Annotated in this window: 11 protein-coding genes; 8 read left to right on the top strand and 3 right to left on the bottom strand. The window is 64.5% G+C overall.

Annotated features, from left to right (window positions below):
* Positions 1-76: 76 nt before the first annotated feature.
* The 4 genes from ACSQ9I_RS36800 to glnA all read left to right on the top strand — a co-directional run bounded on the left by ACSQ9I_RS36800 (position 77) and on the right by glnA (position 4318).
* Complete coding sequence (locus ACSQ9I_RS36800; protein ID WP_436316879.1) at positions 77-391, top strand: hypothetical protein; 315 nt, start codon at positions 77-79, stop codon at positions 389-391.
* A gap of 577 nt (positions 392-968) precedes the next feature.
* Complete coding sequence (locus tag ACSQ9I_RS36795; protein ID WP_106561526.1) at positions 969-2003, top strand: IS630 family transposase; 1035 nt, start codon at positions 969-971, stop codon at positions 2001-2003.
* A 337-nt stretch (positions 2004-2340) separates the two neighbouring features.
* Complete coding sequence (locus tag ACSQ9I_RS36790) at positions 2341-2598, top strand: hypothetical protein (RefSeq protein WP_436316878.1); 258 nt, start codon at positions 2341-2343, stop codon at positions 2596-2598.
* A gap of 226 nt (positions 2599-2824) precedes the next feature.
* Positions 2825-4318 carry a type I glutamate--ammonia ligase gene (gene glnA, locus ACSQ9I_RS36785; RefSeq protein WP_436316877.1) on the top strand — a complete coding sequence of 498 codons (1494 nt, stop codon included), beginning with the start codon at positions 2825-2827 and terminating at the stop codon, positions 4316-4318.
* A 682-nt stretch (positions 4319-5000) separates the two neighbouring features.
* Here glnA and ACSQ9I_RS36780 read toward each other — a convergent pair.
* Both ACSQ9I_RS36780 and ACSQ9I_RS36775 read right to left on the bottom strand, forming a co-directional pair.
* The gene (locus tag ACSQ9I_RS36780; protein ID WP_436316876.1) at positions 5001-6137 is read right to left on the bottom strand and encodes an IS110 family transposase; all 1137 of its coding nucleotides are present in this window, start codon (positions 6135-6137) and stop codon (positions 5001-5003) included.
* Positions 6138-6466: 329 nt separating this feature from the next.
* Positions 6467-7348, bottom strand: a complete 882-nt coding sequence (locus ACSQ9I_RS36775; protein WP_436316875.1) for a LysR family transcriptional regulator — start codon at positions 7346-7348, stop codon at positions 6467-6469.
* Between the two features lie 117 nt (positions 7349-7465).
* On the opposite strand from ACSQ9I_RS36775, the gene ACSQ9I_RS36770 reads away from it, so the two are divergent.
* The 4 genes from ACSQ9I_RS36770 to ACSQ9I_RS36755 are packed head-to-tail and all read left to right on the top strand — an operon-like array spanning position 7466 to position 11769.
* Positions 7466-8902 carry an amidase gene (locus ACSQ9I_RS36770; protein ID WP_436316874.1) on the top strand — a complete coding sequence of 479 codons (1437 nt, stop codon included), beginning with the start codon at positions 7466-7468 and terminating at the stop codon, positions 8900-8902.
* The gene (locus ACSQ9I_RS36765) at positions 8902-9906 is read left to right on the top strand and encodes a tripartite tricarboxylate transporter substrate-binding protein (protein WP_436316872.1); all 1005 of its coding nucleotides are present in this window, start codon (positions 8902-8904) and stop codon (positions 9904-9906) included. The genes ACSQ9I_RS36770 and ACSQ9I_RS36765 overlap by 1 nt, the downstream gene beginning before the upstream one ends.
* Before the next feature lie 37 nt (positions 9907-9943).
* Positions 9944-10975, top strand: coding sequence for a Bug family tripartite tricarboxylate transporter substrate binding protein (locus tag ACSQ9I_RS36760; RefSeq protein WP_436316871.1), 1032 nt, complete (start codon positions 9944-9946; stop codon positions 10973-10975).
* Positions 10972-11769, top strand: coding sequence for a class II aldolase/adducin family protein (locus ACSQ9I_RS36755; RefSeq protein ID WP_436293046.1), 798 nt, complete (start codon positions 10972-10974; stop codon positions 11767-11769). The genes ACSQ9I_RS36760 and ACSQ9I_RS36755 overlap by 4 nt, the downstream gene beginning before the upstream one ends.
* Positions 11770-11799: 30 nt before the next feature.
* On the opposite strand, the gene ACSQ9I_RS36750 is transcribed toward ACSQ9I_RS36755, so the two are convergent.
* Positions 11800-12462 carry a GntR family transcriptional regulator gene (locus ACSQ9I_RS36750; RefSeq protein ID WP_436316870.1) on the bottom strand — a complete coding sequence of 221 codons (663 nt, stop codon included), beginning with the start codon at positions 12460-12462 and terminating at the stop codon, positions 11800-11802.
* Between the last annotated feature and the right edge of the window lie 54 nt (positions 12463-12516).

The following is a 12516-nucleotide window of genomic DNA, read 5'->3' as shown; positions in this document are numbered from 1 at the left end:
GAAGAGCGCCGCGCTCGAGGTGTGCGGCCCGCGCGCATTGGTTTGGGCACGCTGAGCGCTGGCGAAAGCGATCCAGATGCTCGAAGACGCAATGCTCGACGAAGGCGCTTGGCCGGTTCAAAGCCGGGCGCTCGGGAGTCACATGGAAGAAAAGCACTCCGCAAGAAAAATGGAAGCGAACTGCTGGGTGGTCGAGCCATCTGGCAGCGTGAGTTCGACACGTAAGCGTGCTGCTTCTCGAGGTCTCAATGGTGGCATCGGCAACGACGAAGTGGCCTTCGCTAAGGCGAAATGTGGGGCGTCAACCGATGCTGCTAGCGACGACCTTCCACCTCGGGCGGGTACGGACTCAACGGCGGTCACTCAGTATCTGAAGGGCATGCTGAAATGACTGGTTCTGGCCGAAACGTGAATCCGAAGTCGTTCCAGGAAGCCGCCTCTCGGTACGTTCTTCAAACAGGGCGAGTAGTTGGTGAATCGGGCGCCCCGGCTGATCGCTTTGCCGTTTGCGCGACGATCAGATGACATGCCCGATAGACGCCTCGATCAGATCTCAGTTTGCTCGGATGGAGTGTCTCGACCTAGGAACGAACAGCCGCTTCGGAGCGGGCCGTACAGCCGCAATGGGCCCAGAAGCAGCCGTCCTTGCCGAACACTACGACAAGTGATTCTCCGGCCAAGAGGCGGGCCCGCAACCGTGAGGTTCCCATTTCCACATCGTCACCAAACTCAAGGCGCTCGATACGCTGAACGGATGCTTGATTGAGCCCGAGACGTGTTCGGGAATCGAAACGGCGCATGAGTTTGTATGCGCCTCTCGCCCTTACGGCGTCGAGCCAGTGGATGTCATCCGCGTAGTGGGCAAGTTCAGCGATGCGCCAATCCACCTTCGCGTCAGAATTACTCAGTAGTCGATAATTTAGGCTACAAAATTCACCGCGGCGATCGGTTTGATGATCCAATAGTGCATGAAGCGAGATGGCCGCACGCTGGATCACAAAACGCTTGAAGAGATTCGCCTGATGGCGGTGGAGCGAGTTCGCGACGGGGAGAAGCCATCTGCAGTGATTGCCGCCTACGGTTTCAGCCGCACAACCATCTACAAATGGCTGAAGGCCTCGTCGGGTCGAGGCAAGGGACTCAAGGCATTGCGCGGCACGCGCGGCACCGGGCGACCACGGACGCTGAGTGCCGCGCAAGAGCGCCAAATATTTCGTTGGATCAATGGGCGCGACCCGCGACAGTACGGACTGGACTTTGGGCTGTGGACACGCGCCATTGTCGTGGCGCTGATCGAGCAGAAGTTCGGCGTGAATATGGGGGTGACCGCAGTCGGTGCGTTGCTGGCCAAGCTCGGACTGACCCCGCAAAAGCCGCTGCAACGCGCCTACCAACGCGATCCTCAAGCCATCGAGCGCTGGCAGCGTGAAACCTACCCCGGCATCGCCACGGCTGCGAGGCAAAGTGGTGCCGACGTCTACTTCTGGGACGAATCGGGCTTTCGGGCTGACACCGTGCACGGCAAGACCTGGGCGCCCATGGGCAAGACCCCGGTTATCGAGCGGCCCGGCCAACGCCAGTCGATCTCCGCGGCATCGGCCGTCAACGCCAGGGGTGGATTCTGGTTTGCGACTTACCAGGGTGCGCTCAATGCCGAACTGTTCATCGAATTGCTCAAGAAGATGATGAAGGGTCGCAGCAAGCCGGTGCACTTGGTGGTCGACGGATTGCCGGCCCACAAGAAAGCCAACGTGCGCGAGTACATCGAATCCACTCAGGGCAAGCTGAGCATGCACATTCTGCCGGGCTACGCACCGGACCTGAACCCGGACGAACTGGTCTGGAGTCACGTCAAACGTACCGGCGTGGCTCGCAACCCATTGCGAGCTGGCGAGAAACTCGAAATCCGCGTCGACCAGCAACTGCGCAACATGCAGAAGAATCGCCGGCTTGTTCGATCATTCTTCGAAGCGCCCTCTGTCGCCTATATTTCCGACTGCTGAGTAAAGCCGAACTCTGAACGCGCGCCTCGTAAGTCGTTGAAACCAATAGGAATGGGCAAGGGGAGGTGGAGGGTGGGTCGATTTAGCCAAGAAACCCTGACAGATTTCGTGGTCTGACCGCCAATGCCGCTCCCGCCAGCCGAGTCAGTTGGCTTGGGGGAACCTGACCGAGAAAACAGGCGCTCGCGCTATTGCCAGTACGGCTAGCCACAACTGTCGGAACTTCACCGCCCAGCGGCCCGTCAAACTCATTTTGACGTGCGCCTTCTGGTCGCGCGCAAGCGCATTGGGATGCACGAAGGCGCCCGGCTCTGTCGGTTGCAAGGAGAGCGCGCGCATGGAAAAGATGCTTCACCTGCTCGAGACTTTTACCGCCCGCGGAAGCGATGGCCAGACCTACCGTGTCCAGGTCTATGAACACCTCGCCCGTCTCGACGCGGTTCCCGACACGCAAGGACAATGGGAGCCGACGGGGCTCACCGAATACAAGCTGGCGGATGGTCGGCATGTCGGCGTTGACAAGGATGGCGTGATGACGTTGGCCGGCACGAGGATGAGGCTGAATCGCGACCCTTCCCCGCAGGACCGAGAGTGATGCCCGCGTGAGCGGGAGTTGTGGTGGATTCCTCGGGCGCTACACGGCCGTCTTGTTCGAACGCCTCGAGGCCGGAGCCGATGACAGGGCTTCTGTTCAGTCTGTTTGTGACGGCGTCGAAAGGCGCCTTGCGACCAGGGCTGTGTGCAGACGCGTTGATCGACCAAATTGAGGCAACGCGACTGAGCACGCCGACGCTGGGTAACCCCAACCCGAGGAGAGGACCATGCCTACCGAGAAAAGGCGCCCGATCGCCCAGTTCGAGCCCGGCTCCTACCGGGTGAATCCGCCAAAGAATGCGAAGGAGGTGATCGCCCTCGTGCGGGAGCACGGAATCCAGATCGTCGACCTCAAGTTCACCGATCTGCCTGGACTGTGGCAGCACTTCTCGATCGGGCTGCCGGAACTCAACGACGAGTTGTTCGATGACGGCATCGGGTTCGACGGCTCCTCGATCCGCGGTTTCCAGGAGATCCACGAGTCGGACATGCTGCTGCAGCCGGACCCGACCACCGTATTCATCGATCCGATGTGCGAGACCCCGACACTTTCGATGATCTGCAACGTGATCGACCCGGTCCTCAAGGGGCCCTACTCGCGCGATCCGCGATTCGTGGCTCGCAAGGCCGAGCGCCATCTGAAAGCCACCGGGGTCGCGCAGACCTGCTACTTCGGCCCAGAGCTCGAGTTTTTCATCTTCGACTCGATCCGGTTCGAGCAGAACACGCATTGCGGCTACTACTACGTCGATTCGGTCGAGGGCGCCTGGAACTCGGGCCGGGACGAAGGCGCGTTCGGCGGCGGGAACCTCGGTTACAAGCCGCGCTACAAGGAAGGCTATTTCCCGGTGCCCCCGCACGACACCCTTCAGGACATCCGCTCGGAGATCGTGCTCGGACTGATGAACGCGGGTGTGCAGGTCGAGATCCACCACCATGAGGTGTCGACCGCGGGCCAGAATGAGATCGACATGAAGTTCGCGCCGCTCGTGCGGATGGCCGACAACGTGATGGTCTACAAATACTTCGTCAAGAACATCGCGCGCCGGCACGGCAAGGTTGCCACGTTCATGCCGAAGCCGCTCTTCGCTGACAACGCGAGCGGCATGCACTGCCACCAGAGCCTGTGGAACGACAAGCGCAATCTTTTCTACGACGCCAAGGGTTGGGCTCTGACCTCCGAGCTGTGCCGCTGGTACATCGGCGGGCTGCTCAAGCATGCGCACGCGCTGATGGCGTTCTGTGCGCCGACCACCAACTCCTACCGCCGGCTCGTACCGGGCTACGAGGCGCCGGTGAACCTGGTAATGTCGCAGCGAAATCGCTCGGCCGCGGCGCGTATTCCGATGTATTCGGACTCGCCGAACGCGAGGCGCGTCGAGTTCCGTTGTCCGGACCCGACGGCGAATGCCTACCTCGCGTTCGCAGCAATGCTGATGGCCGGCCTCGACGGGATCGCCAACAAGACCGACCCGGGCCCGCCGCTCGACAAGAACATCTACGAGCTATCCCCTGAAGAGGCAAAGAACATCGCGAAGGTCCCTGGATCGCTCGAGGAGTCACTGCGCGCGCTGGAGAAGGATCACGACTTCTTGATGCGCGGAGACGTGTTCACCACGGACCTGATCGAAACCTGGCTCGAATACAAGTGGAAGCACGAGGTCGATCCCGTGAGGTTGCGCCCGCACCCGTGGGAGTTCTATCTCTACTTCGATGCCTGAGACCCAGCGTGAAAAATTGGCACGGAGACAAAGAACGTCCTATCTGAGCTGGTGGCAATTGGTGAGGACGGCCGGCGTTTTCGAAAGGCCGCCGCTTGCGCTGCGGTGATCAGCTCCTTGGGGTTCGACCACATTGCGGCCTCGAACCTCTCCGGCCGAGGGCGTCGCCGCTCTTCGATATTGGCACTTCAGGGCGACTGCACTTGACCGATTGTTCATGGACGCCAGTTTGTGTGCATGCGCTTCAAGGCGGGTGCTCCCAATCCCAACAGAGATTGTTGTGCGCGCGCCGCGAAGGTCAGCTTCTATGGGGACTCTTTAGTCAAGTCTTTTTTAGCATCGCATCGATAGGAAGCGTTATTTCATGGCGGCCCCGGGTGTTGCTGAGCGGATGAGACAGTGGCGTGGCATGGGTGATGCGTCCACCTGATCCGAGGTCGGGGTATGGCGAGCGTTCGAGCCAGTGCCCGGACGAACTTCTATCCGTGCAGGGCGTGCAAGCCCTGCACCTCATGCTGCATGCGCGCGAAGCGCACTGGCAAACCCCGGTTACCGACGCGCCCCTTCTTTCGCATCGGTCACTTCTGTGCAGTGACCCGCTGACCTTGCGGGCGCGTCGACCTTTGATCATGATGATGCGTTCCTTGGCAAGCCGTGCTTCAGTGTGAGGGCTGGCAGGGCCTCAAGCGGTGGCTGGCTTGAGCGTCGCCCCGGCCGGAATCTCGCCGTTCTGCAGATAGCGCCACAAGACGATCACCAGTTTTCTGGCCATGGCCACGATGCCAACGCGTCGCATGCGCTTGCCTGCGCCAGCGAAGCGCCGGTTGAACCACTGGGTCAATGCGCTTTCGGGCTGCAGGCGCAGCCAGCTCCAGGCGAGTTCGATCAGCATCGTGCGCGCTCGCTTGTTGCCTGCCTTGCTGATGCCTTGCTCGATCTGGCTGTCGCCGCTGGCGTAGGGCGTGGGAGTCAGCCCCAGGCAGCCGGCCAGCTCGCGCCGGTTGGCGAAGCGCCGCCAGCCGAACAACTCCTTGACCAACACCCAGGCGCCCTTGGGTCCGATGGCGCGCAGCTGCGCCAGTTGCGCCACCAGCGGTTGCTTGCCGTCGGCCAGTTCCAAGCGCCGCGCAGCCTCCAGCGCCTTCACTTGCTGCTTGACCAGAGTCAGCCGCGCGCTCTCCCGCTCGATCTCGGCGCGCAAGACAGGCGGCACCTGCTCGCCATGGCGTTCCCACCAGCGCGCCCAGTCGCGTCCGCCGATGATGACGTGCGGGCGCAGGTTGTGCAGCACGAGCAGCGAGCCGATGCGGTTCATGTGTGAGGTGCGCTCCTGCGTCAGTCGGGCGAGCTCGCGGTGCGTGCGGCGCGCGTCCTCGTCCTCGGGCGTGGGCTCATGCACCACCGACCACACACGCTCGCCGCGATGATGGCGCAGCAGCATCGCCAACAGCTTGTCGCCATCGATCCGGTCGGTCTTGGCCCGCCTGGCATGTCGGTTCACCTCGATGCTGGAGGAGTCGACCACGATGTTGTCGATGCCCTGCTCGATCAGCCAGCGGTGCAGCCACCAGCCGTCGCGGCCGGCTTCATAGCAGGAGTGCACCTTGGCCTGCGGCTCGAGCTTGCAGCGCTCCCGGGCCTTGCGGATGCAGTCCGCAACTGCGGCCGTGTCGCCGGCGTCCACGTTGTATCGGCTCGAGCCGCGGTGGCCATCGCTCGCCGTCACCTTCCAGGACTTGTCGCCGAGCTCCAAGCTCATGTACAGATCGCCCGCGATCGCCGTATCCTTGCCTTGTGGGACTGTCTGGGTTGTCGACATTTCCATCTCCTTCGCACAAAGAGGTTGGGAAGTTCCGTTCTAGCTCAACGGGTCTACCTCGGGGAGTCCCACATAGCATCTATCGGGTGCGGATTCAACCGGTCGATGCGGCCGGGTCACCAACTCTGGCGGCGCAGCACCTGGAGCAGTACGCGCCGCGGCGCAGCGCCGGCAACTGTTCGTGGTGGTCGTGAGCGACGGCCGGTGGCGCGCGCACCGTGACGCTGCGCGGTCGGCGGCTAGACGCACTCTGCGATCGCCCGCCGATGCCGTAGGCCAGCACGCAGACGCGGTCGGACATCGCGCCCGAGCGATGCCTGGGGGCGGCCTCATCGCAGAGCCTGCCTCGCAGCAGCGATGAACGGTTCGACAAAGGGGCTGTCCAGATCGTGGCGCCGGCAGACAGCCACGTCGAAGCCTTCGCTGACGCCCTTCAGCTTCCGGAAGGCGACACCCGGAGGACGGCCAACCGCAGCGCATGCCGGAACCAGGGCATACCCCTCACCAGCGAGCACGAGAGCCAGTGCGGCGTGCACGGTCTCCACACGTTCGACCACCTGCATCGTCACCTGGTGCCGGCGAAGCAGTGCGGCCACCAGCGACGTGTCCGCGTTCTCCTTGAGCTTGGGCAGGGCGACCAGCTTCTGGCCCTGGAGCCGTTCGATGGGGACCGAAGCGAGACGCGCGAGCGGCGCGCGTGCAGGCATGGCGAGCCGCAGCGGCTGCATGCCGACGATGGTGTTGGCCACTTCCACGCGCTGCATCGGCGGCATGCACAAGCCGACGGACACCTTGTGATCGACGATCTGGGCCTCACAAGTGGCGGCACTCATCTCGACGAATTGCAGTTCGACTTCGGGTAGGGCGCGATGTAAGAGCGGGACGAGCTTGGGCAGGACGGCGTAACCCAACGAAAACATGTAGCCCACCGCCAGCAGGCCGCGTCGTCCGGAGCCGATCGCGCGCGCGGCCTCGTAGCCGTCGTAAGCCAGGGCCAGGGCTTCGCGAGCGCGCGCGAACAGGGCGCTCCCCGCGTCGGTGAGCCGCATCCCCGTCGATTCGCGCAGGAACAGCGCAGTCCCTACCTGGGCCTCCAGGTTGCGGATCTGGACCGACAACGGTGGCTGCGCCATGTGCAGCCGCTGGGCTGCCTTGCCCACGCTGCGAGCTTCCGCCACGGCCACGAAGTAACGCAGGCTCTTGAGGTCCATGCCCATACGCTTCTGATATGAGCGGATTGTGAACGAGTATTGGACCGTGCGGCAGCCGGATGGCACCCTTCGGCGCATGCCGGCTGGATGTGCCGGTGTCTGACAGAGGAAGGTTGGATGGCCGAAGAGTTTTGCTTTTGGACAGCAGTACGCCTGCGCGAAGCGATCGCGCACCGTGAAGTCTCTCCCGTCGAAGCGACCCGGGCCGTGCTGGATCGCGCGACACGGCTGCAGCCGAAGCTCAACTGCTTCATCACGTTGTGCCCCGACGAAGCCATGCGCGATGCGAAGGCTGCGGAGCAGGCAGTCATGCGGGGCGAGCCCACCGGACTGCTCCACGGCATTCCGTACGCCTGCAAGGACCTGGTCAATACGAAGGGCGTGAAGACCACCTTCGGTTCGCTGCTGTTCGCCGACAACGTCCCGACCGAGGACGCGGCAGCCATCTCCCGGCTGCGGCAGCACGGTGCCATCCTCGTCGGAAAGACGACCACGTCGGAGTTTGGCGCCAAATGCCTGACCGATGCACCCTTGTTCGGACGCACGCGCAACGCATGGCACCCCGAGCGCACGAGCGGCGGATCGAGCGGCGGCGCAGCGGTGGCGGTGGCGACTGGACTTGCCCCGATCGGGATCGCAACGGACGGCGGAGGCTCCACCCGGATTCCGGCAGCCTGCAACGGAGTCGTCGGCCTGAAGCAGTCGATCGGGCTGGTCCCGCATTCGCAGGCGGAGGACGCCATCGGCAATCTCACCTACGTCACACCGATCTCGCGTACGGTCGCCGACACCGCCCTCATGCTGCAGGCCATGGCGGGCGAGCATCCCTGCGACCCCTGGTCTGCCGGCGCCCGGGCGGAAGACTATCTCAAGGACATGCGCTCCGTGGCTGACTTGCGGGGCAAGCGCATCCTGTTCGCGGGAATGCCGCCCGGCAGGCCCATGGCGTCCGACGTTGCTTCCTGCTTTGGATCCGCACTGCAGCTCCTGGCGGAGTTGGGCGCGGAGTTGGCCGAGATGGGGCCGTCGACAGACTTCGACGTCGAGCCACTTTGGCGCACCATCAATCACACGGTCTGGAAAGCACGGTTCGGGAAGATGGCCGAGGAGCAGCCGGATCAGCTGACCCCCTCCCTCCTTCAGCAGCTCGCGCTCGCGAAGGACTACACCGCCGTCGACTACCAGAAGGCGAACTTCGCTCGCACTCGCCTCTTCCGGCATGTGCAGGACTTGCTGCGTGACAACGACTTCATCGTGGTTCCCACGCTGGCACGGACCGCCGTTCCGATCGACCAGGACCTGTTCGGCAAGCTCGAGATCGATGGACGGCTCTTCGACGAGGTGCGGTCCAACTGGTTCCCGTGGACCATGCCGTTCAACCTGACCGGCCACCCCGCCATCACGCTGCCCTGCGGCTTCGGCAGCGACGGACTACCGATCGGCCTGCAGTTGGTAGGGCGCCTGCGCCGGGAGTCGGATCTTCTTGCCGCTGCGGCGGTATTCGAGGCTGCCAGGAATATTGTGTCCCGCTGGCCGAACGAGGAGGTGTGGTGATGAACGTGATTCGGATTTTCCTTTCCGCCGCGTGGATCGCGGCGATCGCTGCCGTTGCAGCCGGCCCTGCGCAGGCGCAAGCGCCTGCGCGGGCATCGGTCGGAGGCGCCCATCCGCTGCGTCTCGTCGTCGGATTTCCGCCCGGAGGCGCGCTCGACACGCTGGCACGGGCGCTCGCCGAGCAGCTGCGCCTCGGCGGCGAGCCACAGGTCATCGTGGACAACAGGCCCGGCGCCGCCACGCGGATCTCCATCGAGTATGTGAAGCGCGCCCCGCCCGATGGCAGGACCGTGCTGCTGTCTTCCAACGCCCCGATGGTCATCTTCCCGATGACCTACAGGCAGCTTGCCTATGACGTCGATCGCGACTTCGTCCCCGTGGCCCATCTCGTCGAAGTTCCCACGGTGATCTCCGCCGGTGCGGACCGGCCCTACAAGACCTTGCAGGACTACGTGAGCTGGGTGCGCGCCAACCCGTCACAGGCGAGCGTGGGGCTCACCAACCTCGGCGGGACGCTTCATTTCGCCGTCCTCGGCATGGCCAAGACCGTGGGTGTTCCGCTGACGCCCGTGGCGTACAAGGGTGGCGCACCGCTCGTGGCGGACCTGATCGGCGGGCACGTTCCCTTGAGCGCGGACGCCCTGGCCAGCCAGCTGGAACTCCATCGCGCCGGCAAGGTGCGCATCCTGGCGGTCTCCGGCACGCGCCGCAACGCATCCCTGCCCGATGTCCCGACCGCGCGCGAGGCCGGCATCGATGCCTTCGACCACGCGAACGCCTCCTACAGCGCCTTCGTTCCTGCAGGCACGCCTGCGGAGGTCGTGCAGCGCCTGGAGCGGGCCTTCGTGGCCGCGATGCAGCAACCGCAGGTCCGCAGCGCGATGGCGCGCGCAGGTCTGGAGGCGACGGGCCTGCCTGGCGCCGCGGTGAAACGCACGCTGAGCGCGGAGCGCGACTTCTGGCGTCCCGTGGTGCAAACCTCGGGATTCCGCAGCGAGGAGTGATGGCGTCACGGGCGCCCTTCAACCGAAGGAGATCACGATGCGCAGAGCGATCAGCAAGACTTCCGCATGCACGCGCCGCCGTGCAGGCGTACGCACTCTGGCCCTGTTCCTTGCAGCATGCGTGATGCCGCTGGGACCAGCGGCTGCCGCGGGCTATCCGGAGCGTCCGGTGACGATCGTCTCGGCGTTCCCCGCCGGCGGTATCGTGGATGTCATCGCACGCCGGCTCGCGCAGCATCTCTCCGAGCGCTTCAAGCAGAGCTTCATCGTCGACAACCGCGCGGGTGCCGCCGGCAGCATCGGCTATTCGGCCGTGGCGCGTGCGGCGCCCGATGGGTACACGCTGGTCGTGGCCAGCGGCCCGACGACCATGGCGCCGCCCGGCTCGGCGACCCCCTCCTGGCAGCCGCAAACCGCGTTCAGCGCGATCGGGATGATCGGCACGATCCCCCAGGCGATCATCGTGAGCAACGGATTGCCGGTCCGCTCACTGCCTGATCTGGTCGAGTTCGCCAAGGCGCGGCCGGGCCAGGTCAACTACGGCTCTGCCGGCGGGGGCACGACGCCCTTCTTCACGATGGAGTTGCTCAAGAGCCAGCAGAAGATCGAACTCACGCACGTGGCCTATCGAGGCCAGCCGGAGGTCATGACGGACCTGGTGCGGGGCGAGATCGGTGTCACCGCGATGACCGTGCCCCTGGTCGTCCAGCAGGTTCGATCGGGCAAGATCAAGGCGATCGCCGTCACTTCGAGCACCCGGGTCCCGTCGCTGCCGGACGTGCCGACGGTCGTCGAACAGGGCATGCCCGACCTGGCCATCTCCAATTGGTTCGCCCTGATGGGGCCAGCTAGGATGCCGCCGGAGGTCGTGGCCACGCTGGCCCGTGCCCTGTCGGAGGCGCTCGCGGCTCCCGATGTCCGGGCCAGCCTCGGAGACCTGGGGCTGGTCATCCAGCCCGCACCGCCGGCCGAGACACAGGCTTTCGTGCAGGCGGATCTCGCCCGCTGGATCGCGATGTCCCGATCGCTCGGCACCGAACCCACCCACAGCAAGGAGACAACGAAATGAACAACGATATCGCGCAACTTTCTTCGCATGCCAAGCCTGAAGGCATGGATGCCGCCGAGTGGCAGTTGCGCTGCGACCTCGCCGCCTGCTACCAGCTGACGGATCTCCATGGCATGTCGGACCTGGCCTCGACCCACATCTCCGTGATGCTGCCGGGGCCCGAACATCACTTTCTCGTCAATCCGCTGGGCACCCTGTTCGACGAGATGACGGCATCGGCCCTGATCAAGGTCGACCTCGACGGCCGCGTGGTGCAGGGGGACCCGTCACTGCTCAACCCCGCCGGGTTCATCATCCACAGCGCCGTCCACATGGCGCAGACGGAGTTGGTGTGCGTCATGCACAGCCACACCCGTGCGAACAACGCGATCGCGATGCAGGCCATGGGTCTGCGGCCCCTGAGCCAGAAGGCCTGCGTCATGCTGGACTTTCTCGGCTACCACGACTACGAGGGCACGGCGCTCGACGAAGACGAGCGCGAGCGCCTCGTGCGTGACCTCGGCCCCGAAGGCCGTGTGCTGGTCCTGCGCAACCACGGCGCCCTGACGGTGGGCCGTAGCGTAGCAGAGGCCTTCTGCTGGATGCTGCGCCTGGAGACGGCATGCCAGTACCAGATCGATGGACAAGCCGGCGGAGTGCCACTCCACGAGCTGTCCGACGCCACCATCCGGCACACCCGCGCCCAAGGCCGCAAGATGCTGGGGCCCGGCGGCTTCATGGAAGTCGGCAAGCTGGAGTGGCCGGGACTGCTGCGCAAGCTGGAGCGCGAGCGCGGGGCCTCCTACCGGACTTGAGCAAGGGCGCGCGACGCCGGCGCCGGGGCGCTACAGGATGGAGAAGGAAATCGACTTCGCCACCGCGTCGCGGATGTGCCGGATGCGCTCCCGGTTGAGTCGTTCGGCACCTTTGGCGTCGCCGCGCACGATCGCGTCCAGCAACTTCTCATGCTCCTCGATGGCAGCTTCCATGCGCCCCGGCAACAGCGCGGTGCGGCTGCCCGTCAGACGCAGGCGGTTTTCGATCGCCATGACATGCTCCGACAAGGTGGCACTGCCGCAGCATTCCACGAGCGCACGCCGGAACGCCAGCGCCTGATCGAGGTACGCGCCGACGTCGCTCTTCCTGGCGCTCGCGGCCAGCTGCTGCAGTGATTTCTTCAATCGTTGCAGGTGGAAGCTGTCCATGTTTTCCGTTGCAAGCCGGGCCACCAATCCTTCGAGGACTTCACGGATGTCCAGCAGCTCGATCACTTCTTCCGGGCTGAGCTGGGTCACCGTGACGCCCACGAAGGGCGTGCGGCTGACCAGGCGCTCCACTTCCAGCTGCCGGATCGCTTCCCGGACCGGCGTGCGGCTCACTTCGAGATCGGCCGCGAGATCCTGTTCCGTGAGCTTCGACCCCGGCTTGAGCTCCCCGCTCAGGATCGCGGCGCGGATCCGCTCGCAGACCTGCTCGGCCGATAGCGGCTGCGGACCGCGCTTGCGCAATGCGTTGGACTTCTCTGATGTCATGCAATCGTTATACAAGAGATGGCGGGCACT

The organism is Variovorax sp. LjRoot84, assembly GCF_964254305.1.
In the GTDB taxonomy this organism is placed as follows: domain Bacteria; phylum Pseudomonadota; class Gammaproteobacteria; order Burkholderiales; family Burkholderiaceae_C; genus Variovorax.
The sequence above is the reverse complement of the archived record's forward strand: the minus strand, read 5'-3'. Positions and strand labels throughout refer to the sequence as shown.

Excerpts from the sequence above, each read along its gene's own strand:
- ACSQ9I_RS36800 (WP_436316879.1), top strand. The coding sequence starts at position 77 with ATGCTCGAAGACGCAATGCTCGACGAAGGCGCTTGGCCGGTTCAAAGC.
- ACSQ9I_RS36795 (WP_106561526.1), top strand. The coding sequence starts at position 969 with ATGAAGCGAGATGGCCGCACGCTGGATCACAAAACGCTTGAAGAGATT.
- ACSQ9I_RS36790 (WP_436316878.1), top strand. The coding sequence starts at position 2,341 with ATGGAAAAGATGCTTCACCTGCTCGAGACTTTTACCGCCCGCGGAAGC.
- glnA (WP_436316877.1), top strand. The coding sequence starts at position 2,825 with ATGCCTACCGAGAAAAGGCGCCCGATCGCCCAGTTCGAGCCCGGCTCC.
- ACSQ9I_RS36780 (WP_436316876.1), bottom strand. The coding sequence starts at position 6,137 with ATGTCGACAACCCAGACAGTCCCACAAGGCAAGGATACGGCGATCGCG.
- ACSQ9I_RS36775 (WP_436316875.1), bottom strand. The coding sequence starts at position 7,348 with ATGGACCTCAAGAGCCTGCGTTACTTCGTGGCCGTGGCGGAAGCTCGC.
- ACSQ9I_RS36770 (WP_436316874.1), top strand. The coding sequence starts at position 7,466 with ATGGCCGAAGAGTTTTGCTTTTGGACAGCAGTACGCCTGCGCGAAGCG.
- ACSQ9I_RS36765 (WP_436316872.1), top strand. The coding sequence starts at position 8,902 with ATGAACGTGATTCGGATTTTCCTTTCCGCCGCGTGGATCGCGGCGATC.
- ACSQ9I_RS36760 (WP_436316871.1), top strand. The coding sequence starts at position 9,944 with ATGCGCAGAGCGATCAGCAAGACTTCCGCATGCACGCGCCGCCGTGCA.
- ACSQ9I_RS36755 (WP_436293046.1), top strand. The coding sequence starts at position 10,972 with ATGAACAACGATATCGCGCAACTTTCTTCGCATGCCAAGCCTGAAGGC.